Origin of the sequence: Klebsiella sp. GW_Kp182, from assembly GCF_040062275.1 — a bacterium.
Lineage (GTDB): Bacteria > Pseudomonadota > Gammaproteobacteria > Enterobacterales > Enterobacteriaceae > Klebsiella > Klebsiella michiganensis.
This window is the reverse complement of the sequence record NZ_JBEAFQ010000056.1, coordinates 42,639-64,256: the sequence shown is the minus strand read 5'-3', so window position 1 is coordinate 64,256 and position 21,618 is coordinate 42,639. Positions and strand designations below refer to the sequence as shown.

General features: G+C 60.6%; 18 protein-coding genes. 5 read left to right on the top strand and 13 right to left on the bottom strand.

What is annotated here, in order from left to right; all coding sequences use genetic code 11:
- Positions 1 to 72: 72 nt before the first annotated feature.
- From ABLU88_RS23945 to codB, 4 genes are all read right to left on the bottom strand, one after another.
- Positions 73 to 1,062, bottom strand: a complete 990-nt coding sequence (locus ABLU88_RS23945) for a LacI family DNA-binding transcriptional regulator (RefSeq protein ID WP_014228374.1) — start codon at positions 1,060 to 1,062, stop codon at positions 73 to 75.
- A gap of 145 nt (positions 1,063 to 1,207) precedes the next feature.
- Positions 1,208 to 2,446: a cytosine deaminase gene (gene codA, locus ABLU88_RS23940; RefSeq protein ID WP_348838197.1), complete on the bottom strand. Its 1,239-nt coding sequence runs from the start codon at positions 2,444 to 2,446 to the stop codon at positions 1,208 to 1,210.
- On the bottom strand, positions 2,443 to 3,678 hold the full coding sequence (locus tag ABLU88_RS23935) for a PucR family transcriptional regulator ligand-binding domain-containing protein (RefSeq protein WP_186006519.1): 1,236 nt from the start codon (positions 3,676 to 3,678) through the stop codon (positions 2,443 to 2,445). Before ABLU88_RS23935 ends, codA begins: the two co-directional genes overlap by 4 nt.
- A gap of 2 nt (positions 3,679 to 3,680) precedes the next feature.
- Positions 3,681 to 4,943 carry a cytosine permease gene (gene codB / locus ABLU88_RS23930; RefSeq protein WP_348838193.1) on the bottom strand — a complete coding sequence of 421 codons (1,263 nt, stop codon included), beginning with the start codon at positions 4,941 to 4,943 and terminating at the stop codon, positions 3,681 to 3,683.
- 519 nt (positions 4,944 to 5,462) lie between these two features.
- Between codB and ABLU88_RS23925 the strand changes: the two genes are divergently transcribed.
- From ABLU88_RS23925 to ABLU88_RS23915, 3 genes are read left to right on the top strand one after another with little or no spacing between them, the layout of a single operon-like run.
- Positions 5,463 to 6,074 (top strand): methylthioribulose 1-phosphate dehydratase, encoded by a 612-nt coding sequence (locus tag ABLU88_RS23925; RefSeq protein ID WP_014837792.1) that lies wholly within the window; start codon positions 5,463 to 5,465, stop codon positions 6,072 to 6,074.
- A 24-nt stretch (positions 6,075 to 6,098) separates the two neighbouring features.
- Positions 6,099 to 7,586: an FGGY-family carbohydrate kinase gene (locus tag ABLU88_RS23920; protein ID WP_348838191.1), complete on the top strand. Its 1,488-nt coding sequence runs from the start codon at positions 6,099 to 6,101 to the stop codon at positions 7,584 to 7,586.
- A 5-nt stretch (positions 7,587 to 7,591) separates the two neighbouring features.
- The gene (locus tag ABLU88_RS23915) at positions 7,592 to 8,620 is read left to right on the top strand and encodes a 2-hydroxyacid dehydrogenase (protein WP_004848726.1); all 1,029 of its coding nucleotides are present in this window, start codon (positions 7,592 to 7,594) and stop codon (positions 8,618 to 8,620) included.
- 38 nt (positions 8,621 to 8,658) lie between these two features.
- Here the strand turns inward: ABLU88_RS23915 and ABLU88_RS23910 are convergent, their stop codons facing one another.
- From ABLU88_RS23910 to ABLU88_RS23890, 5 genes are read right to left on the bottom strand one after another with little or no spacing between them, the layout of a single operon-like run.
- A complete protein-coding gene (locus tag ABLU88_RS23910; RefSeq protein ID WP_348838187.1) occupies positions 8,659 to 9,603 on the bottom strand; it encodes a sugar kinase in 945 nt (314 codons plus the stop codon).
- A gap of 11 nt (positions 9,604 to 9,614) precedes the next feature.
- On the bottom strand, positions 9,615 to 10,616 hold the full coding sequence (locus ABLU88_RS23905) for an ABC transporter permease (RefSeq protein WP_025106413.1): 1,002 nt from the start codon (positions 10,614 to 10,616) through the stop codon (positions 9,615 to 9,617).
- On the bottom strand, positions 10,616 to 11,602 hold the full coding sequence (locus tag ABLU88_RS23900; RefSeq protein WP_014228381.1) for an ABC transporter permease: 987 nt from the start codon (positions 11,600 to 11,602) through the stop codon (positions 10,616 to 10,618). Before ABLU88_RS23900 ends, ABLU88_RS23905 begins: the two co-directional genes overlap by 1 nt.
- Positions 11,599 to 13,104, bottom strand: coding sequence for a sugar ABC transporter ATP-binding protein (locus ABLU88_RS23895; protein WP_348838206.1), 1,506 nt, complete (start codon positions 13,102 to 13,104; stop codon positions 11,599 to 11,601). The genes ABLU88_RS23900 and ABLU88_RS23895 overlap by 4 nt, the downstream gene beginning before the upstream one ends.
- A 44-nt stretch (positions 13,105 to 13,148) precedes the next feature.
- Entirely contained in the window at positions 13,149 to 14,129 is a 981-nt protein-coding gene (locus tag ABLU88_RS23890) for a sugar ABC transporter substrate-binding protein (RefSeq protein WP_004848735.1), read from the bottom strand.
- Between the two features lie 538 nt (positions 14,130 to 14,667).
- Here ABLU88_RS23890 and ABLU88_RS23885 point away from each other — a divergent pair.
- A complete protein-coding gene (locus ABLU88_RS23885; protein ID WP_348838184.1) occupies positions 14,668 to 16,977 on the top strand; it encodes a molybdopterin-dependent oxidoreductase in 2,310 nt (769 codons plus the stop codon).
- A gap of 156 nt (positions 16,978 to 17,133) precedes the next feature.
- Here ABLU88_RS23885 and ABLU88_RS23880 read toward each other — a convergent pair whose 3' ends face one another.
- Together ABLU88_RS23880 and mtnC are read right to left on the bottom strand one after the other, a co-directional pair.
- A complete protein-coding gene (locus ABLU88_RS23880) occupies positions 17,134 to 17,676 on the bottom strand; it encodes an acireductone dioxygenase (RefSeq protein ID WP_004848741.1) in 543 nt (180 codons plus the stop codon).
- The gene (mtnC, locus tag ABLU88_RS23875; RefSeq protein ID WP_014837800.1) at positions 17,673 to 18,362 is read right to left on the bottom strand and encodes an acireductone synthase; all 690 of its coding nucleotides are present in this window, start codon (positions 18,360 to 18,362) and stop codon (positions 17,673 to 17,675) included. The genes ABLU88_RS23880 and mtnC overlap by 4 nt, the downstream gene beginning before the upstream one ends.
- A 194-nt stretch (positions 18,363 to 18,556) precedes the next feature.
- Here mtnC and ABLU88_RS23870 point away from each other — a divergent pair, with 194 nt between their 5' ends.
- A complete protein-coding gene (locus tag ABLU88_RS23870) occupies positions 18,557 to 19,702 on the top strand; it encodes a pyridoxal phosphate-dependent aminotransferase (protein ID WP_162934460.1) in 1,146 nt (381 codons plus the stop codon).
- Here the strand turns inward: ABLU88_RS23870 and ABLU88_RS23865 are convergent, their stop codons facing one another.
- A complete protein-coding gene (locus tag ABLU88_RS23865) occupies positions 19,703 to 20,332 on the bottom strand; it encodes a ParB/RepB/Spo0J family partition protein (protein ID WP_047724253.1) in 630 nt (209 codons plus the stop codon). It lies immediately after the preceding gene.
- The gene (locus ABLU88_RS23860) at positions 20,317 to 21,540 is read right to left on the bottom strand and encodes a DUF3440 domain-containing protein (protein WP_048261273.1); all 1,224 of its coding nucleotides are present in this window, start codon (positions 21,538 to 21,540) and stop codon (positions 20,317 to 20,319) included. Before ABLU88_RS23860 ends, ABLU88_RS23865 begins: the two co-directional genes overlap by 16 nt.
- Between the last annotated feature and the right edge of the window lie 78 nt (positions 21,541 to 21,618).

The following is a 21,618-nucleotide window of genomic DNA, read 5'->3' as shown; positions in this document are numbered from 1 at the left end:
CCCGAAGGGCAAAATGAGTGTGGATGGATTAAAAATATTATTCTGTGATCGCTCCGGCATAAAATGAATTTTTCATTTCGCGCTTTGACGAACGATCAGTTTCACCGGCACTTCGCGATGGCGTGACGGCAGGCTGAATTTGGCGATCCGCGTGACCAGCAGATCCACCGCGTGGTGGGCGAGTAGGGCGGTATTCTGCTGCACGGTAGTCAGCTGATAGGGCTGCCAGTCCGCCTGGGGAATATCATCGAAGCCGATAATCGCCGGTAGCGAAGCGGCGGGGTTGTCCGCCCGCAGGCCGTCCAGCGCGCCGAGCGCCAGCATATCGGTAGCGCAGAACAGCGCCTGCAGCTGCGGATGCGCGGCAAGCAGCTGCCTGGCGGCGGCAAAGCCCGCCTGATAGCCGCTGCTGTCGCAGAAGTGCGCGGCGACCTCCATGCCCTGGGTATGGGCAACAAACGCTTCGTAGCGCTGGCGGGTGCTGAAGTTATCCAGGCTTTCGCCGATAAACCCGGCCTGGCGCCACTGGCGCTGGGCAAACAGGTCGGCCACCAGCTTCGCGCCCTGCGCGTTGTCGCTGCACACGCGATCGCAGCCGGCCAGCTCGGCGTGGCGGTTGATAAGGGTCACCGGGATTTTTCGCTCCAGATACTCCTCCGCCAGCGACAGCGGCGGCGCCCCGGAGGTGATAATGACCCCCGCGACGTGATAGCTCAGCAGCTGCCTGAGCGACGGGGCGAGCTGCTGCGGATCGTCGGCGTTCATCAGCAGCGGCATAAAACCGTTGAGCGCCAGCTGGTGGACCAGCGGCGACAGCAGCTTGCTGCGGAAGGGGTTATCAAAACCGGCGGTGACGATGCCGATAAAATTGCTGCTGCCGGTGTTCATCGTGCGGGCGATAATGTTGACCTGATAGCCCAGCGTTTCCGCCGCGGCGAGGACCTTCTGGCGGGTTTTTTCCGCCACCGATGCGCCGGGCGTAAAGGTGCGGGAAACCGCGGAACGGGAGACGCCAGCGAGTCGGGCAACGTCCTCTGCCTTAATCCATTTTTTTTCGCTCATAGTATCAGGGTACGGGTTATCCTCAGTGAGCCCGCGCCGACGCTGGAACCCATGGCCGGCACGGAAAAAGTCGTTAAAAGGTACCACATAAATCCCCGGGCGAGCAGTGGGTTGACGCGGCATCGCGGCCGCGTCAACGTCAGGCTTATGCCGGATAGCGAATCTGCTCCGCCTGGCGCTGCAAAATAACTTTGCCGTGACGAATGGAGGTCAGCACTTTGGCCTGGCGGCGCAGCGCGTCGTAGTCGTTTTCCGCATCGAGGATCAGCAGGTTCGCCGGGCGTCCTTCGGCAATGCCGTAGTTGTCGCCGAGGCACAGGGTGCGGGCGCTGTTATCGGTAATCAGATCGAGGCAGCGCTGCAAATCTTCGTATCCCAGCATATGGCAGATATGCAGCCCGGCGTCGAGGATGCGCATGATGTTGCCGTTGCCCAGCGGGTACCACGGATCCTGAATGGAGTCCTGGGCAAAGCAGACGTTGATCCCGGCGCGGTCCAGCTCCGCCACCCGCGTCACGCCGCGGCGTTTCGGCCAGCTGTCGAAGCGTCCCTGCAGGTGAATGCTTTCGGTCGGGCAGGAGATAAAATTGATGCCAGACGCTTTGAGCAGACGGAACAGCTTCGAGCAGTAGGCATTGTCGTAGGAGCCCATGGCGCAGGTATGGCTGGCGGTGACCTGCGCGCCCATGCCGCGCACCCGGGCCTCTTCCGCCAGCACCTCCAGAAAGCGCGACTGCGGGTCGTCGGTTTCATCGCAGTGCACGTCCACCAGGCAGCCGTGGCGCTGGGCCAGGTCCATCAGAAAAACCAGCGAGCTGACGCCCTTATCGCGGGTGTTTTCGTAGTGCGGAATGCCGCCCACCACGTCGGCGCCCATTTCGATGGCGCGGGTCATCAGTTCGCGTCCGTCGGGGAAGGACTCAATGCCCTCCTGCGGGAAGGCGACGATCTGCAGATCGATAAGATGGGCCGCCTCTTTTTTCACTCTCAGCATCGCCTCAAGCGCCGTCAGGGAAGGGTCGGTGACATCAATGTGGGTGCGCACGTGCTGCACGCCGTTGTCGCGCAGCATACCGATGGTTTTCAGCGCCCGCTGGCATGTATCTTCGACGGTGACGCTCGCTTTGCGCTGGCTCCAGCGGGCGATGCCCTCAAACAGGGTACCGCTCATATTCCACTCCGGCTCGCCCGCCGTCAGGGTGGCGTCAAGATGGATATGCGGTTCGACGAACGGCGGGATGACCAGCTTTTGCTCAGCGTCGATATCGTCGGCGTCAGCCGCCTGCGCCGCGGCCTGCGCGATGATGCTTTTAATCACGCCGTCCTGTAAGTCGAGGGTATAGAGCGCTTCTTGATGGCGCAGGCGCGCGTTGATAATTTTCATGGTTGTTCCCGTAAATGGTTTTGCGACATACGCCAGATCGCTAAGGCGACCGAGGCGTTGAGATGAAACTGCGGGTGGCTGACCGGATAGCCGGTCAGCTTCTCAATACGCTGAATGCGTTGATGCAACGTGTTGCGGTGAATGCCCAGCCGCTCGGCGGCTCTGACCACGTTGCCGCTCTCCTGAAGCAGCGTTTCCAGGGTCTCCATCAGCAGCCAGGGGCTTTTGCGATCCGGCTCAATCAGACAGCCGAGGGTGTCGTGCATAAAGTCGCTCAGCAGGGCGGGGTCGCTAACGGCGGAGAGCAGTTTGATAAACCCCAGCTGCTGGTAGTCGCTGATGCGCTGGGCCGGACGCAGGTTATCGCTGAGGTCCAGCGCCTGACGCGCCTGCGACAGCGCGCGCTGATATCCCTGCAGCTGCTGCACCGGCGCCGAAAGGCCGCACAGCAGCGATAGCCCGTCGTCGCCCTCCGCCAGCGCGATCAGCCACGCCTGGAGCCACGTTTTCTGCTGATAAAACTCGCCTTCCTCATCCGGAAGCAGAAAGAGAAACATATTGCTGCGTTCGACCAGCGGAAAGGGATTGCCCTGCTGATTGAGCTGCTGCTGCAGGCGCTGGCGTACGGTGCGGCGGGCCTGCTGCAGCCAGGCTTCGGCCTGCTCCGGCGGAAACTGGCGAAACAGGCGCGGGATCCCCTCAAGGCGCAGCGCCGCCACCCGCAGCGGGCGAGTAAAATCCAGCTGCTGGTGGAGCGCCCGCTGATGCAGGATTTGCAGGTCGGGATAGTCGCCGGTTAACAGCTGCAGCAGAATATCGCGCTGCGATTGCAGGGCGTTTTCGCTGCGCACCAGCGCGGTACCGATGCGTTCGGTCACGATCACCATTTTCAGCAGATAGGGCTGTTCGATCAGCGGAATGCCCAGCTCGTCGGCCAGCGCAATCAGGCGCGGCGGGATCGCCTGAATGTACGCGTCGCCGGTGAGGATCACCATGCCGGCGATCCCGCGCTGCTTGCCCTCCATCAGCAAATGGATCAGGTTTTCTTCATCGCGGGGATGGTTGATGCCGGTGATAAACACCAGCTCCCCGCCCATGATCCATTCGGCGATATTTTCATTTTCCGCCACGTAGTACCAGCGAACCGCCAGCTGCAGCCCCTGCTTACCGGCCCGCAGGCGCATGGCGGAGAGCCCATCCAGGGCGAGGATTTCGCTGACCGTCAGGCTCACGGCTACTGCTCCGCGACCGAATCAGCGGCGGGCTGACGTTTGCTCAGACGCGTCAGCGCGATATAGACCAGTGCGGAAACGGTAATGCCAACCAGCGGGGCGATCCACGGTGACAGGTAAGCCACCGCCGCGCCCACCGCGTAGGCGCTAAGACCCAGCCAGTTAAAGCGCGGCAAACGGGCGTTGTGCAGCAGCGGATAGCGGCCGCCGCGATAAAACCAGTAGTCGGCGAGGATCACGCCGCCGATGGGCGGAATGATGCTGCCCAGCAGCACGAGGAAAGGGATCAGCATTTCATACATACCGCCAATGGCCAGCAGAATGCCGACCCCGGCGGCAACCACGGTCAGGGTGCGGCGACGCTCGCTGCGCAGCAGATGGCAGGCGGCGGCCGAGACGTTGTAGATCGTTGGCCCCTGAATCGTCAGCAGGTTGAGGCACAGCATTACCACCGCGGCGACCGACAGCCCCTGCAAAATCAGCACTTCCACGATATCGGCCTGCTGGTAGACGATGGCGCACCAGGCGCCGGCGATAATCATCAGCCCGTTGCCGATCAGGAAGCTGCTCATACTGGCGACGATGGCGGTGCGGCTGGAGTTGGCCAGCCGCGTCCAGTTCGTCGCCTGGGTCGCGCCGCTGGCAAAGGTGCCGAATACCATGGTAATGGCCGCCGACCAGGTCATGGTTTCACCCGGTTCGATTTGGGTCATCGCCTGCCAGCCGCCGGCGTGATGGGCGGCAAGGTACATCGACACCACCAGCAGAATAAACATTAGCGGTACCGATACGCGCGACAGCGCATCCAGCCCCTTATAGCCCACCAGCGCGGTGACGCAGAACAGGATGCCGAACAGGATCATCAGCGGAATCGTCATCGCCGCAGGCAGGGCGAGGATTTTGACCAGCGAGATGGCGACCGTCGCGGTTCCCCAGGCGTACCAGCCCAGCTCGGCGAAGCCGAGAATAAAATCGGCGAGCTTGCTGCCGATTTCACCGAAGCAAAAACGGCCCATCAGTACGGTATTTAGCCCGCTGCGCGCGGCAATCCAGCCGAGCGAGGCGGCGTACAGGGCCAGCAGAAAGTTACCGATAACCGCAATCCACAGCAGGTTAACGATGGAGAAAGAGACGCCAAGCTTGCCCCCCGCGAACATGGTGCCGGTGAAAAAAGTAAAGCTGAACAGAACCATCGAGATGGAAAAAACGCCCTTGCGCCCGGCGGCGGGCGCTTCGACGAGCGGAAAATCATTGCTGTTTGACATGGTGGAACCTCTGAGTGGCTATCCAAATAGCGATGGCAGAGGGGTAGCAAGAGGTGTGCCAGAAAAAGCGGGGCAGGGGTAACACAATGGGGTGGGCAGTATGCACATAAAACGACGTTAAACGGCCGCTGTTTGCCATAAATGTGTGCACATTGCCATGTTTTGCACCGCCGTGGGGCAGTGGGATGTGACTTCTGCCTCCGCATTTTTGGCGGACGGCGGCTGGCGTCTTACCCGACCTGGGGGGCAGGTCAGAATCGACAAATGATGCCAATTTTACGCCGTTTCCCGGCGGCACGATCCCCCATCTTTTTAACCGCCCGCAGGCGGTAATTTTGGCGTCATGAAAATGTTCAGTTGTATTGTTGTTAAAAACAGTAATTTCATATGCTTTTCTGATATAACCATTATCAATGTAAGTCTTTCCTGAAATATTGTTCGCTTACGCCGGCGGTGTTAGTATCGGGTAAATAGCCATTTAGACGGCTAAATACAACATCGCTAAACTAAGGAACTGCTATGTGGCAAGAAAGACTCGCGCAACTGGTCACCACCTGTCATTGGATCGGCGCGAAAGGCTGGGCACCGGCCACCGGCGGCAATATGTCGGTGCGTCAGGATGAGACCTGGTGCTGGCTGAGCGAGTCGGGGCGCGATAAAGGCAGCCTGACGACGGAGGATTTCCTGCAGGTGGAGATCGCCAGCAATAAAGCGCCTTCCGGACGTAAACCCTCTGCTGAAACCGGCCTGCATACCCTGGTGTATCGCCTGTTCCCGGAAGCGAATGTCGTGCTGCACGTTCATACCGTCAACGCGACCGTGCTGTCGCGGATTGAAAAAAGCGCCACCCTGGCGCTGCAGGGCTATGAGATGCAGAAAACCCTGACCGGCCAGCACAGCCATCTCGATACCGTGCCGGTCGCCATTTTTGACAACGACCAGAATATCGATGCCCTGGCGGCGCGCATTGAAGATTATGCGCAGACTCACCCGCTGCGCTACGGCTTCCTGCTGCGCGGCCACGGCCTGACCTGCTGGGGAAAAGACATTCACGAAGCCCGTCGCCAGCTCGAAGGACTGGAATTTTTGTTCGAATGTGAACTGATGCGCCGCCGCTACGAGCGCGACTAATTTCTCTTCACCAACGGGTCAGGCATGGATTTTTATCTCGGAATCGATATCGGCACCTCGCGCGTGAAAGCGGTGCTGTTTGATGAACGCTTTCAGGCGTGCGCCAGCGCGGCGCAGAACACCGGCCCGCGGCTGTCGGCCAACGGTCACGCCGAGCAGGATATGGCCCAGCTGTGGCAGTCGGTGGTGGCGATTTTACGCGATATCGCCCGGTATCCGGCGCTGCAAAGCGGGCGTTTACGCGCCATCGGCCTTGCCGGGCAGGGCGAAGGGGTCTGGCTCAGCGACGCCGAAGGCGAACCGGTCGGGCCGGGTATCCTGTGGAGCGACACCCGCAGCCGCGACCTGATGAGCGAACTGCTCAGTCGCCCCGGTTTTGACCGTCGCTTCTTTGACGATACCGGTACCCATCTGCAGCCCTGCAACACCAGCATGCAGCTGTGCTGGCTCAAGCATCACCAGCCGGAGCGGCTGGCGGCGGCCCGCTATCTGTTTTTCGCCAAGGACTGGATCCGCTTTCGCCTCACCGGCGTCGCGGCGCTGGATCTTACCGATGCCAGCACCTCTTTGCTGAATCAGCAGAGCGGAAAGCTATCCACGGTGGTGCTCAATGAGATGGGCCTGGCAGATTTACAATCTCTGTTCCCACCGCTGCTGGCGCCGGACGCTCAGGCTGGAACGCTGCGTGAAGAGGTCGCGGCGCTGACCGGGCTTCCCGCCGCCACGCCGGTGGCGGCGGGCGCGCTGGATGTGTGCAGCGCGGCGCTGGGCTGCGGCGCGGTCAACGATGGCGATATTTATACCATTCTCGGCACCACCTGCTGCACCGGTATCGTCTGCCACGGTCGCCAGACGGTCAACGAGGGGACGCGCTACGTCACCCATACCGAAGCGGGCAGCTTTATTAACCTTTTTCCGATGCAGGCCGGGACGCCGAACATCGACTGGCTCCAGCAGCAGATTGCGCTGGAGCCGGATTTACAGCAGCTGGAACAGCATATCGCCAGCGTTGAGCCCGGCAGCGGCGGCGTCTTCTGGCAGCCCTACCTCAACGGCGAACGCGCCCCGTTCTTTAGCCCGGAGGCGCGGGCCGGTTATTTCGGCATTAGCCAGCACACCACCCGCGCGGAGCTGCTGCGGGCGGTGTTTGAAGGGCTGGCTTACGCTATCGTCGACTCGCTTCAGGGCTACCCGCAGGGCGGCGAACTGTACCTGACCGGCGGCGGCGCGGCTTCGGCGACCTGGCTACAAATCATTGCCGACTGCACCGGCAGAACGGTGGTTTCCAGTCCTTTCAACGAGCTTAGCGCGCGCGGCGCGGCGATTCTGGCGGCGCGCAGCGTCGATGCCCTGAGCCGCTATCCGGCGCTGGAGCAGACCCGCTATCGACCCCATCCGCAGGCGCACAGCCGCTACGCCGCGCTCTATCCGGTGTATCGCCTGCTGCGCGAGCAGATGCTCCCGGTGTGGCAGGCCCGCCGCGAGGCGCTTCAACGTATTTCTCAGGAATAACGCATATGAAAATTGTTTTTACCGCCGAACACGCCGGCGACCTCAGCGCTTTTCAGCAACTGGGCGAACTGCGGGTAGAAGGCTGGGCGCTGGGCAAGCCGAAGCTGAGCGCAGGCCAGCTGATCGAACTGGCCCACGACGCCGAGGTGCTGGTGACCAGCTACGATGAGGTGACGGAAGCGGTGATCGCCGCCTGCCCGCGTTTACAGGTGATCGCCTGCACCCGCGCCAATCCGGTGAACATCGATACCAAAGCCGCCCAGGCGCGCGGTATCCGCGTGCTCTATACGCCGGGGCGCAACGCGGACGCCGCCGCCGAGCTGACGCTGGGGCTGATGCTGAGCCTGGCGCGGCATATTCCGCAATCCCACGCGGCGCTGAAGCGCGGCGAATTTACCCACGCCGAAAACGCCGCGCAGGCCACCCAGAGCGGACTGCGCCGCGATGTAGTGTGGGACGTTAGTCCGCAAAGCCCTTATGAAGTCTTTAAAGGCAGCGAGCTGCGCAACAAAACCCTGGGGCTGATTGGCTACGGTAATATTGGCCGCCGGGTGGCGCGTATCGCCCGCGCCTTTGGCATGGCGGTACTGGTGGTGGACCCGTTTGTCGCCGCCGAGGATATCAACGAACCGGGGCTGCAAAAGACGACCCTTGAGGGGCTGTTCCGCGAGGCGGATATCGTGAGCCTGCATCTGAGCAGCGGCCCGCACAGCGATGGGCTGGTGAACGCGCCATTATTGAACAGCATGAAGCCGGGCGCGCTGCTGATCAATACCTCGCGCGCGGCGGTCGTGGACGAAGAAGCGCTGATTCACGCGCTGCGCCACGGCCCGCTGGGCGGCGCGGCGCTGGATGTCTACCATCGCGAGCCGCTGTGGCGCGACCATCCGTTTGTCACCGAGTTTGATAACGTGATTATTACGCCGCATATCGCCGGGGCGACGCGGGAGAGCATTGCTAAGCATACGGCGATGATTGCCGCCGACCTCCAGCGCTATGTCGCCGGAGAGCCGCTGCTCTATCAGTGGCGTTAAGCCGCGCTTGCCGCCGCGCAATGCGGCGGCGAAGCTTGTTATCCGCGACGGTGGGTCGCCATAAACTCCTGCGTATGCTGCCAGTCCACCACGCCGGCATCCGATCCCATGCCGGTCGCCACCAGCGCGGCGACGGCGGAAGCCACCTCGCACGCCGCTTTGACGCTTAACCCCCGGGCCAGCGCGGCAATAAAGCCGCCGCAGTAGCTGTCGCCGCAGCCGGTAGTATCTACGGCATCGACCCGGAACGGCGCGATATGCTCGACGGCGCCGTCCCGGGTCAGCAGCCAGGAGCCGTTTTCGCCGTCCTTCAAAATGCAGGTTCCGACGCCAAGCGCAAAGAAGACGCGGGCAATCGCTTCCGGCCGGGTCTCCCCGGAGAGATACGCCGCTTCTTCAAGGGAAGGCATAAAGTAGTCCACCGACGGCAGCAGAGGGCGCAGCAGATCCAGGGTGCCCGCGTCGGGGGCGATTAAATCAAAGCTGGTGGTAACGCCGCGGGCTTTCGCCGCCCGCAGCAGCAGCGCACTTTGCCCGCTATCCATCGCCGCCAGCAGGCCGGTGCCGCCGTGGTGCAGGAACCGGCAGTCGAGGATCGCGTCAAACTCTTCTTCGCGGATAAAAAGCGCATCGGAAGCGCCCCGACAGTGCAGCGCCGGGCGCTCGCCGTTGGGGCGGATGGGCAGGATCGTCGCCGACGTTTCCTGCTGCGCCGTGCGCTGGACCAGCGAGCAGTCGATCCCCAGCCGCGCATAGCTGGCGAGGATAAAATCGGCTTTTTCATCTTCACCGAGGCAGGCCACCGCGGCGGTGCGAATGCCCAGCTTCGCGGCGTTAATATTGGCCCCGGCGGCGGTTCCGGCGGGGTTAAGACGAATTTGTTCGATAAAGGCTACCCCGCCGCGCGGCGGGATGTCGATCACCGGGCGACCGGCGATATCAAGAATAGTCAGGCCGACAAAGACGGCGTCAAAAGCTGCCATAGGTGCTCCGCTTAACGATGGGTCTGGCGCAGACGCGCCTGCCAGAAGGAGAGGGCCAGCGCGACCACCAGAATCACGCCCACCAGCGCATCCTTCACCAGGTAGTTCAGCCCCATCAGGTTCAGGCCGTTATCAATAATCGCGAGAAACAGCACCCCGCCGAGGGTGCCGGCGATGCTGACCCGGCCCAGCCGGTTAAAGGCGGTGCCGATAAAGACCGCGGCGATGGCGTCCATCAGGTAGGCCTGGCCGGCCAGCGGCGTAAACTGGCGCAGGTTGGCGGAGAGAATGACGCCGCCGACGGCGCACAGCGCGGAGGCCGCCACCAGCACCCACAGCATGGTCCGGCGGTCGCGGATCCCGGCGATACGCGCCGCTTCGCCGTTCTGGCCGATAGCGCGCACGTACTTGCCAAACAGCGTGCGTTCGGTCAGCAGCCAGGCTACCAGCCACAGCGCCAGCACAATCACCACCGGCGTCGGAATACCGGCGATATTGCCGACCGCCAGATCGTGATACTCCGGCGCCATCCGGCGGTAGGAGATAGAGCCGCCGCCGTCGGTATAGATACGCTCGGCGCTGCTGGCGATAAACCAGGTGCCGAGGGTGGCGAGGAACGGACGAATCTGGCAGATAAGGATCAGAAAGGCGTTCAGCAGGCCGATAATCACCCCGCCGAGCAGCGCGCAGCCCACCGCCGCCTGCCACGGCAGATGCCAGGTCTTCAGCGCCACCAGCGCAAAAGCGGCGCCGAAATCCAGCGCCACGCCGACGGAGAGGTCAATCGCCCCGGCGCTAACGATAAGGGTCATCGCCATCGCCACGATCAGCAGAATCGCGCTGCCCTGCAGCAAATTGGCCCAGTTATCGAAGGTCAGAAATACCGGGTTCGCCCAGCCGAACAGGGCAATCGCCAGCAGGGTAATGACGCCGAATCCTGCCCGCGATAGCCACGCCAGCGGACCGCTGCCGGTTTGCCCCGTTGAGGGGGTCTTGAGCGTCAGTTGGCTCATTAATGGCCTCCTTTATGTCTGACCGCCGAAGCCGCCAGCACCACGAGGATCAGGCCGCCTTTGATCGCGCCCATCCAGAAAATATTCACCCCCAGCAGGCCGAGCCCGTTAGAGAGCGCGTTGACCAGCACCGCGCCGAGCAGCGCCCCCCAGATGGTGACCACGCGCCGCCGCGAGAACGCCGCGCCGATAAAGGTCGCGAGGACGGTTTCCAGCAGCAGCGGCGTCGCCGTGCCGCTGGAGCTGCCTGAGCCCTGGCTGAGCAGCGGCAAAATCGCCAGGCCGGCGGCGATGCCCGCCAGCAGCCAGACGATAATGGTTAAACGGCGAACGTTGAGTCCGCTCATCTGCGCCATATCGCGGTTACCGCCCACCGCCTGTAAATGCTGGCCGAAGCGGGAGTGGTGGAGCAAAAACTGAAACAGCGCGAATACCGCCAGCAGATAGAGCAGCGGCCAGGGAATGCCGAACAGATCGTTATCGCGAAAGGCCACCATCAGCGGGTCGCTCACCGCGATGCGCCGCTGGCCGGTCAGCAGGTCGGTCAGGCCGGTGAAGGCCACCGAAGTTGACAGGGTCGCCAGCAGCGGCGGCAGACCCGCCGCCAGCACCAGCGTGGCGTTGACGGCGCCGCAGGCCAGGCTAACGGCGATCAGCAGTAACAACAGCGCCAGGTAAGGGGTGTTCCACTCCGCCATGCCGAGGCTGAGCAGCGCGACGCCGAGCACCGCGATGGCGGGCAGCGACAGGTCGATGCCGCCGGAGACCACATCATCGCCGCCGACGGCAATCACGCAGACCAGGCCGAAGCAGAGGATCGCCAGCGGCACGCTTTGCACCAGCATCATGCTGATATTTTGCCAGCTTAAAAAGAAAGGCGACTGCAGGCTGAGCCAGATCAGCAGCGCAAAAAAGAGAATCAGGGGAAATTTTTCGATAAGCGTCGTGATGCCCGGAAGGGGGCGGCGCTGGATACCTGCACTCATACCTGTTGTTCCTGTCCACCGTTAATCGTCACCAGCAGCGCGTCCAGCGTCAGCCCCCGGGTCGGGAGATTGGCCACCAGCTCGCCGCGCCACATCACCAGGATGCGGTCGCAAAGGCCCAGCAGCTCCGGCGCGTCGCTGGACGAGACCAGAACGCCGCGACCGCGATCCGCCAGCTCGCGGGTGCGCTGATAAATATCGCGGCGCGCGCCGATATCCACCCCGAGAGTGGGTTCATCAAGAATAAAAAGCCGCGCATCGGTGCCCAGCCAGCGGGCGAGAATCGCCTTTTGCTGGTTGCCGCCGCTCATAAAGCGCACCGGAAGCTCCGGACGGCCGGGGCGGATAGAGAGCTGGTCGATCCAGCTGCGCGCTTTTTCCAGCGCCCGGCCGCGGTGCTCCCAGCCGAAAGTGGCGGTCTCCGGTAGCGAGGCCAGATTGATATTTTCGGCGGTGGTGAAGGGGAGAATCAGCCCCTGATGGCGGCGGTCGCGCGGCACCAGGGCCAGTCCGGCCCGGGTAGCCTGATACGGCGTCCGCAGCCGCTTCGGCTGGCCGTCAACGCTTATCGTGCCGCTGCGGGCGCGGCGTAGCCCGTAAAGCAGATCGATCAGCACGTCGCGCCCGGCGCCCAGCAGTCCGGCGACTCCGACGATCTCGCCCGGCTGAATATCAAAGGTAATATCGCGTAACTGCTGCCCGTCGCTGAGATGGCGAACCGACAGTACCGGGGCAGCGGCATCGACCTGATGCGCGCTGCTCTGGCGCGGGGTATAGAGCTGTTCGATATCGCGGCCGACCATCATTTTGATCAGCGCGTCGGTATTCTGCAGAAGCGCCCGGTCGGGGTAGCCGACCACCTCGCCGTTACGTAGCACCGTGCCGCGATCGCAAAGGGCGGCGATTTCGTTGAGATAGTGGGAAATGTAGAGAATCGCGATCCCCTGTTCCCGCAGGCGCAGAATCGCGGAGGTGACCAGGCCGGCTTCCTGCGCTTCCAGCGGCGCGGTGGGCTCATCGAATACCACCAGCTTTGCCGCGCCGTCGATCAGCGCTCTGGCGATTTGCACCAGCTTGCGTTCGGCGAGGCTGAGGTCGCGGATCAGGCGGCGGGGATGAATATCCAGCTGCCAGCTGTCGCGGAAAAACGCCCGGGTGGCCGCGTTCATTCGCCGCCGGTCCAGCGCGCCCCAGCGGGTGCGGTACTCCTGGCCGAGAAACACCGATTCCGCCACCGTAAAGTGCGGGATCAGGTTAAGTTCCTGGTGAATAACGCGGATACCCAGCGCTTCAATCGCCGCGGGATTGCCGAGCGGCAGCGGCGCGCCGTCGAGGGTGGCGCTGCCGCTGTCGGCCCGATAGACGCCCGCGAGGATTTTTATTAGCGTCGATTTTCCCGCGCCGTTCTCGCCGATCAGGCCGTGAATTTCACCGGGATTCAGAAGCAGCGTGACCGCATTTAATGCAGTCACGTTGGCAAAGCTTTTGCCGATCTGGTTCATCGCCAGACCAGCGGCGGGGTTAACCCCGCCGGAGGATGGAGTGATCACTGCAGTTCGCCATATCCCAGCTGTTTGTAGACCGCTTTTGCCTCCTGCGGGCCTTTCACCGGCACCACCGGAATAAAGGTCTGCAGGGGCAGCTTCTGTTTGTCGAAGTAGCGCGCGACGTTATCGGCGGAGGTCTGGCCAATCAGGTGCGGCTGCTGGGCGACGTTGGCGACGAACGGGCTGCCCGGCTCGGCCATGATCTCCAGGGTTTCCGGGCCGGCGTCGATCGCGGTGACCTTGACGTCTTTATCGCGGCCGGTCTCTTCCAGCGCCTGGACAATACCGATAGCCGGCTGATCCCAGCAGGCGACATGGATGGCGTCGAGTTTGCCTTTTGGATACTGGCTCAGCAGTTCGAGGGTTTTCTTACGCGCATCTTCCGGCGAGTTGGCAAACTGCTCGGCCAGCTCCGGTTGAATAATGTGAATATCCGGATAATCTTTGAGGACATATTTCCACTGGTCATAACGAATGCCGCAAATACGCAGGGAGCTGGAGAATGCGTTAAATACCGCAACGTTGCCTTTGCCGCCCAGTTCATCGGCCATATAGCGACCAATGGTCGATCCCAGGGTGTAGTTATCGGAGGTGGTGTTATTGACCGAATATTTTGAAACGTGGTCTACGGTAAATACCGGAATGCCGGCATCGCGTAGCGCTTTGAATTTAGGCTCAACGGCGCTGTCGCCCAGAATACTAATTACCGCATCGACCTTGCGCGACAGTAAAATATCGTGGTTATTCGCATGAACCTGGTTATCGCGGCCGCCATCGACGCCGATCACTTTACCCCCCAGTTTCTCTACCTCTTCGGTCGCACCCTTATAGGCTTCACGATCCCAGAAGTGCTGCGTCCCGACCACGGCGACGCCGATAGTTTTCCCCTGAAGTGATAAGGCATCCGCCGCCAGAGCGTTGACGGAGGCGAGCGAGAGCAGGCCCAGCGCGATGGGCAATAATTTCATTTTCTGCGACATTCTTATTATGGTCCTGTGATGGAGGTGGCTGTGCGGAGCAGTAGCATGACAACAACAGCCACACAATCTCAAATACAAAATATGTCTAAGTTATACCCGTTATACTTCAAGTTGCATGTGCGTTGGCTACGTGCGTTCACCCGAATCACTTACTTGAGTAAGCTCATCGGGACTCTCTTACTTGCCGCCTTCCTGAAACTTGAATTATTTAGGGTATATTAACGATGTTATATCGCAGATTTGCCTGAGGAAAACGTAAATTTGTTATCTGTAACCTGAAAATATTTCATGATGCAGCTTAATCCCTTTTTATTTTGTGGGCTTAATTTGCTTGCAACTCTTATTTATTCAAATAAAGATTGCTGCTTAATTAAAATTATTCTGTCGCTGTAATATATCGCATCCTGGAATGGCGTAGAGCTATTCTGCGTGGAAAATCCTTTCTCTGTAGCAGATTGTATGGTGATACGTATTTTATTCCCAGGATTCGCACGCTTTATTATGGCGGCCTTTATCGGGTGAGAAGAAAACAGGCAAGATGAAAAAACAACATAATCTGACCGTAATGCACTGGGGAACCTGGCAGGTCCAGGCCCGTGACGGCAACATTGAGGCGGTGACGCCGGTGCCCTGGGATAAAAATCCCTCACGTATTGGTCAGTCGCTCCCCGATGCGGTCACCAGCAAGACGCGCATTCGCCGTCCGGCGGTGCGCGCGGGCTACCTGCAAAATGGCCCGGCTTCGCGCGAGGGGCGCGGCAAAGAGCCGTTTGTTGAGGTGAGCTGGGAGGTGGCGCTCGATTTACTGGCCCGAGAACTGAATTCGGTCAAAGCGCGCTGCGGCAATGAGGCGATTTTCGGCGGCTCCTACGGCTGGGCCAGCGCCGGCCGTTTTCACCATGCGCAAAGCCAGCTGCACCGTTTCCTCAAGTGCTTCGGCGGCTATACCGCCAGCACCAACACCTACAGCAGCGCGGCGGGCGAGCGCATCCTGCCGCATATTCTCGGGCCGCTGAGCCCGCTGCACCGCCAGCACACCCACTTTTCCGAGCTGGCGCGCGAATGCCAGCTGTTTGTCGCATTCGGCGGCCTGCCGCTGCGTAATGCGCAGGTCAACGGCGGCGGCGCCAACGACCATATGCTGAAATACTGGCTGGAAAAGATGCAGGCGCAGGGGACGCGCTTTATCAATATCAGCCCGGTGCGTAATGACCTGAGCGCCGTGGAGAGCGCCGAGTGGCTCGCCGTCCGTCCGGGAACCGATACCGCGCTGCTGCTGGCGCTCTGTTATGTGCTGATTAACGAATCCCTCTACGACAGCGGTTTTATCGCCAGCCATACCGTGGGTTTCGCGCCCTATCGCGCCTACCTGATGGGGGAGAGCGATGGCGTCGCAAAAACGCCGGAGTGGGCGGCGGCAATAACCGGTATTGAGGCGCAGCGGATTGCCGCGCTGGCGCGCGAGATGGCCAGCCAGCGCACGATGGTCAATATCTCCTGGTCGATTCAGCGGGCGCGCCAGGGCGAGCAGGCCTACTGGGCGACGGTGGCGCTCACCGCGCTGCTGGGGCAAATCGGTACGCCGGGCGGCGGACTGGGGTTTGGCTACGCCTGCACCAATCTGGCGGGGGCGGCGCGTAAGGCCTTTTCCGGGCCGCGCCTTCCCGCCGGAGAGAACGCGGTAAACCAGGTGATTCCGGTGGCGCGCCTTTCCGATATGCTGCTGCATCCGGGCGAGGCATACGAGTTTGACGGCCAGCATCTGCGCTATCCCGACATCCGCCTCGTCTACTGGGCCGGCGGCAACGCGTTTCATCATCATCAGGATATTAACCGCCTGTGTGAAGCCTGGCGGCGGCCGGAAACGGTGGTCGTTCATGAACAGTTCTGGACCGCGCAGGCCAAATTTTCCGATATCGTTCTGCCGGTCACCACGTCGCTGGAGCGGGAAGATATCGGCAGCGGCGGTCACGACGGTTTTATGATCGCCATGAGCGCGCAGATCCCGCCGGTAGGCGAAGCGCGCGATGATTACGCCATCTTCTGCGACCTTGCCGAGCGGCTGGGCTGCGGCGAGCGCTTTAGCGAGGGGCGCGACGCCGGGCAGTGGCTGCGGGAGATCTACGAAGCGTCGCGGCCGCGCGCGCGGGAAGAGGGGATCGCGCTGCCGTCGTTTGATGAATTCTGGCGGCAGGGGGTGCTGGAATACAGCGCGCCGGAGAAACCGCAGGTTTTCCTGGCGGATTTTCGCGCCGACCCGCAGCGCTATCCGCTCTCTACGCCTTCCGGCAAGATCGAGCTTTTTTCCGAAACCATCGCCGGGTTTGGCTATCGCGAGTGTCCCGGCCACCCGTGGTGGGATGAGCAGGAGGCGGCCTGGCAGCGGCAGGAGGCGGCGCGCTGGCCGCTGCATCTGCTCTCCAGCCAGCCGCGCACCCGCCTGCACAGCCAGTACGATCACGGCAGCGTGAGCCGGGCGACGAAAATTCAGGGGCGCGAGCCGCTGTGGATGCATCCGCAGGATGCGCAGGCGCGGGGCATCAGCGAAGGCAGCGTGGTCAAGGTTTATAACGCCCGGGGAGCCATTCTTGCCGGGGTGCACCTCAGCGAGCAGATTTTGCCGGGAGTGGTGCAGATGTCGACCGGCGCCTGGTACGATCCGCTGGATCCGGCTGAAAAGGGGTCTCTGGATAAGCACGGCAATCCCAACGTGTTGACCGAAGATCGCGGCAGCTCTCGGCTGGGGCAGGGCTGCAGCGCCCAAAGCTGCTGGGTGGAGATTGCGCCGTGGCGGGACGCGCTGCCGCCGGTGACCGCTTTCGACCCGCCGAGGTTTATTGGCGCTTAGGCGCAGAGAATCGCCAGGCGGCGGCTGGCGCCTTGCCCGGCTTACAGGATCATCGCCGTTTGCGGGTCGGGTAGCCCGGACAGGCGCGTTACGCGCCGCCTCCGGGAAAGCGCCTTGAGAGTGATGATAAGCCTGTTCACCCGTTGAATCGCGGCGTTACGCCAGCCGCGGGTAGGCGCTGGCGATATCGTCGCCGGTAAACTGGGCAATCCAGCCTTCCGGGTTGTCGAAGATGCGGATGGCGGTGAAGTTGGGCTCCGAGCCCATATCAAACCAGTGCGGCGTGTGCGCCGGAACGGAAATCAGGTCGTTCTTTTCACAGAGCACCTGGAATACCTCGTCGCCAATATGCAGGCAAAACAGGCCGGCCCCCTCGACGAAGAAGCGCACTTCGTCTTCCCCGTGGGTATGCTCGTTGAGGAATTTTTCCCGCAGCGCCTCTTTCTGCGGATTATCCGCACGCAGGCTGATCACGTCCCAGCTCTGGTAACCCTTCTCAGCCACCAGCTTATCAATCGCATGCTGATAGGCGGCAATAACCGTTTCTGAAGCTGGCGCCGCGCCTAAATCGCGGTCGGCCTGCCAGCGCTCGAAGCGGACGCCTTTGGCGTTGAGCTGCTGCTGGATCTCTTCGGCGTTCGTGCTGTGCCAGAGAGAGTTTTGCGGGTCTTTCACGGAAAAAATGGTTAATGCGCTCATGCTGGGATCTGCTCCGGATGAATATCGTCAAAACGCTGAACCTGCGGATGGTGGCTGGCCGGGTCACGGTCGCCGCGCACCAGCTGTAGGGTGCGGAAGCCGGCCTCTTCGGCGGCATCCAGCTCCTGATGGATATCGGACAGGAACAGAATGGCGGCAGGAGGCTGTCCCAGCTGCTCAGCAATATTGCGGTAGGACTGCGCTTCGCGCTTGGCGCCTACCAGGGTATCGAAATAGCCGTTAAACAGATGAGTAATATCACCTTCGTCGCTGTAGCCAAATAACAATTTCTGCGCGGCGACAGAGCCTGAGGAATATACATATAAATCAATACCCTGTGACTTCCATTTTTCCAGCGACGGCAGGACGTCAGGATACAGGTGGCCGGTGAAGTCGCCATTGACGTAGCCTTCGCGCCAGATAATCCCCTGGAGCGCCTTGAGGGCGGTGGATTTGCGGTCTTCATCCATAAAGGCGAACAGGGTAGCGATAAGCTGCTCGACGCTGGCCGCCGGTTGGGCGATCTCTTCGCGCAGGTTATCGAGAATGGTCTTTACCGGATCGACAAACTGCTGGGCGGTCACGAAGCCGGCCAGGCGTTCGCGAGCGTACGGGAACAGGACGTTGTGGACGAAGCGAATGTCGCTGGTGGTGCCTTCAATATCGGTCACGATAGCGCGGATCATGAGTTCTCCAGAGTGAGCGGTAGGTCGTGCTGACGGTGGCGTTGTGCTGCTCGCTGTTTTCCACTCATAAGCATAAGCGAAATAACATTATCATTTAGACGTCTAAGCGTCTTGATTGCCAAATATTAACATCGTGTTATAGTGGCTTCAACAACAGCATGACAGACGGTACAAAAAGAATGAGCAATAAGCCACTGATTCCTGAGAGTAAACTTCCTTCACTGGGCACCACGATCTTTACCCAAATGAGCGCTCTGGCCCAGCAGCATCAGGCGATTAACCTGTCGCAGGGGTTCCCGGATTTCGATGGTCCGCGCTATCTGCAGGAGCGTCTGGCGCATCACGTGGCGCAGGGGGCGAATCAGTACGCGCCGATGACCGGCGTGGCCGCGCTACGCGACGCCATCGTCGATAAAACGGAAGAGCTGTACGGCTACCGTCCCGATGCCAACAGCGACGTGACCGTTACCGCCGGCGCGACGGAAGCGCTGTATGCGGCGATTACCGCGCTGGTACGTTCCGGCGACGAAGTCATTTGCTTTGACCCTAGCTATGATAGCTACGCCCCGGCGATTGAGCTGTCGGGCGGCGTGCTGAAGCGCATTGCTCTCCAGCCGCCGCATTTTCGCGTTGACTGGCAGCAGTTCGCCGCGAGCCTCAGCGACAAAACCCGGCTGGTTATCCTCAATACGCCGCACAACCCGTCAGCGACGGTATGGCAGCGGGAAGATTTTGCCGCGCTGTGGCAGGCGATTGCCGATCGTGAAATCTATGTGCTGAGCGATGAGGTTTACGAACATATCTGCTTTGCCGCCGAAGGGCATGCCAGCGTGCTGGCGCATCCGCAGCTGCGCGAGCGGGCGGTGGCGGTCTCTTCATTCGGTAAAACGTTTCATATGACCGGCTGGAAGGTGGGCTACTGCGTGGCGCCTGCCGCCATTAGCGCCGAGCTGCGTAAAGTGCATCAGTATCTGACCTTCGCCGTCAACACCCCCGCTCAGCTGGCGATCGCCGATATGCTGCGCAGCGAGCCGGAGCATTATCGCCAGCTGCCGACGTTTTACCGCGAGCGGCGGGACCTGTTTATTGATGCGCTGCGCGCCAGCCGTCTGGAAATTTTGCCCTGCGAAGGGACCTACTTCCTGCTGGCGGACTACAGCGCGGTCTCCGATCTGGATGATGTCAACTTCTGCCGCTGGCTCACCACCGAGATCGGCGTTGCGGCGATCCCGCTGTCGGTGTTCTGCGCCGATCCGTTCCCGCATAAGCTGATACGCCTGTGCTTCGCCAAACAGCCAGCCACGCTGCTGGCTGCGGCGGAACGACTGTGTCGTCTGTAGTTATTTAACGGTCCACGCCTGAGAAAATTGACGGTCGCCGAACATCTCCACCAGGCCGTTGATTTGCTTCAGGCGCAATACTTCGTCTGAGTCCATCCCTAACTCTTTGCCGATTTTCTCGTCACACCAGCCGAGATGCGCCAGCTCCTGGACGATTTCCGACATCGCATGAATCTGATGACGTCCGCGCGCCCGGTTGTGGCGGATGGTGGCGGCCATCAGAGAATCACGCCCGGGGCTGCTCTTTTCCAGGCAGGTGACGGGAAGGTAGCCTTTCAGCCGTTTTTTCAGCGCCGCTCTGCCGCTCGCCAGCTCATGACGGTGAAAACCGTCGATAATGGAATAGCGCTCCTGATCCTGTTTCACTACCACAATGGGCTGCGTGAAGCCGTCCGTTTCCAGCGAGGTGAACAGCAGGCGTTTTTCCGGTGGAGCAAGGTTATTTGGGTTGTAATCATTAGGCAAAACGGCGTCCTGTTTTACCCACAATACGCAGTCAACCGGTTGTGATTTGAAGGGGCTATATTCATGCAGAATCTGGCGAAAGGCGTTAAGCGCAGTAATCTTTTCCTCTTCATCTTCCAGCGATTGTAGATAGCGTTCGAGATCCTGGATTAATTGTCGTTGCATAGTATTCCCCATTGCTGGCGCTTTTTATTCATCCGTTCGCGATAGCGTTTATATTGCGTCGCTTTGGTCGGGCTGAAAGAGAGCTGGCGGCACCAGTAATCATTGTTCAACAGAACCTTACAGATGCGCCGCCAGGACGGGACGTCTTTCGAGCCAATATCCGCCGGTTGCGTGTCCGGAATATCCATCATTCCCTTTTTTTGGTACCAGTGAAGATAGACGGCGATTTTATTGCGGTAATGTTCCGCCGTTTTCTCCGGCATGCTGTCGAGTAAAAACAGGGCGAAGCTTTTCCAGGTATGATGCGCGGGTTTATCCAGCTTACGATGGCCATAGAACTGATTATCGTGACCGGCGTAGACCCCGCCGCAGTGGACGCCGCTGACGCGCTGGCACATGGCGGCCCAGCGTTCAGGCTCCAGCACATGGTAGAGCCACAGCCCCTGGCGCTGCTCCGGGCCAAAGGGTTCGCAGATACGCATATAGCGCAGCGGAACGCCCGCCTGATACATCAGGTTATAGAGCGGGTTGTAGGAAAGGCCGCTTTTACCGAACCAGGTCCAGATATCGGCGGTTTTCCAGTCGTAGATAGGGTAGATGTACCACGCGTGTCCGCCCGGCGCGGAGGTGGTCCAGGGTTTATCGTCGGCGAAGCGAAGCTTGCGCTGCGAGGAGATGGTGATAAACCGATTTAACGATTCATCGGCGCGGATGCCGATCATTATCGCCGCGGGACGATTTCGCGAAAACCAATCGGCAAATTCGCGAACGAACGTTTCAAAACTCATGCCCGATTGATAAAACGGGAAAAAGCCGGGATCGGTAATCGCGTCCTTTGGCGGTTGGCGCACCCAGCGCGCGCCGGGTTCCCAGCACTGCCATTCGGGATGATATTGGGTCAGAGAGTTCTGGGTGGTGAGAGGCAACGCGACCCAGAAAAATTGCTCAATAACGTCGCGATACTCTGCGCGCATCTTTTCACAATGCGCAATGGTGCAGGAGAACTGCGCTTCCCAGTCGACAAACAGGACGCAAATCTTTTTGCCTGTACGGCGGGCCTGCTGCGCCGTGAGATGCAGCATGGTTGTAGAATCTTTACCGCCAGAAAAAGAGACGCAAATACGGGAGAAGTTTTCCATTACCCATTCTATTCGCTGCTGACTGGCCTGCAGAACGGACTCGGGTAATGGAAGTTTTATAAAAGACACAGCCATTATTCCTTTAATTCTTAAAGATACTGTGTACTTATATCATATTTATTTCTTAATCAAGCGATTAGTTATCAT

Excerpts from the sequence above, each read along its gene's own strand:
- mtnC (WP_014837800.1), bottom strand. The coding sequence starts at position 18,362 with ATGATCCGCGCTATCGTGACCGATATTGAAGGCACCACCAGCGACATT.
- codB (WP_348838193.1), bottom strand. The coding sequence starts at position 4,943 with ATGTCAAACAGCAATGATTTTCCGCTCGTCGAAGCGCCCGCCGCCGGG.
- ABLU88_RS23915 (WP_004848726.1), top strand. The coding sequence starts at position 7,592 with ATGAAAATTGTTTTTACCGCCGAACACGCCGGCGACCTCAGCGCTTTT.
- ABLU88_RS23910 (WP_348838187.1), bottom strand. The coding sequence starts at position 9,603 with ATGGCAGCTTTTGACGCCGTCTTTGTCGGCCTGACTATTCTTGATATC.
- ABLU88_RS23885 (WP_348838184.1), top strand. The coding sequence starts at position 14,668 with ATGAAAAAACAACATAATCTGACCGTAATGCACTGGGGAACCTGGCAG.
- ABLU88_RS23865 (WP_047724253.1), bottom strand. The coding sequence starts at position 20,332 with ATGCAACGACAATTAATCCAGGATCTCGAACGCTATCTACAATCGCTG.
- ABLU88_RS23890 (WP_004848735.1), bottom strand. The coding sequence starts at position 14,129 with ATGTCGCAGAAAATGAAATTATTGCCCATCGCGCTGGGCCTGCTCTCG.
- ABLU88_RS23880 (WP_004848741.1), bottom strand. The coding sequence starts at position 17,676 with ATGAGCGCATTAACCATTTTTTCCGTGAAAGACCCGCAAAACTCTCTC.
- ABLU88_RS23925 (WP_014837792.1), top strand. The coding sequence starts at position 5,463 with ATGTGGCAAGAAAGACTCGCGCAACTGGTCACCACCTGTCATTGGATC.
- ABLU88_RS23945 (WP_014228374.1), bottom strand. The coding sequence starts at position 1,062 with ATGAGCGAAAAAAAATGGATTAAGGCAGAGGACGTTGCCCGACTCGCT.
- ABLU88_RS23900 (WP_014228381.1), bottom strand. The coding sequence starts at position 11,602 with ATGAGTGCAGGTATCCAGCGCCGCCCCCTTCCGGGCATCACGACGCTT.
- ABLU88_RS23905 (WP_025106413.1), bottom strand. The coding sequence starts at position 10,616 with ATGAGCCAACTGACGCTCAAGACCCCCTCAACGGGGCAAACCGGCAGC.
- codA (WP_348838197.1), bottom strand. The coding sequence starts at position 2,446 with ATGAAAATTATCAACGCGCGCCTGCGCCATCAAGAAGCGCTCTATACC.
- ABLU88_RS23920 (WP_348838191.1), top strand. The coding sequence starts at position 6,099 with ATGGATTTTTATCTCGGAATCGATATCGGCACCTCGCGCGTGAAAGCG.
- ABLU88_RS23895 (WP_348838206.1), bottom strand. The coding sequence starts at position 13,104 with ATGAACCAGATCGGCAAAAGCTTTGCCAACGTGACTGCATTAAATGCG.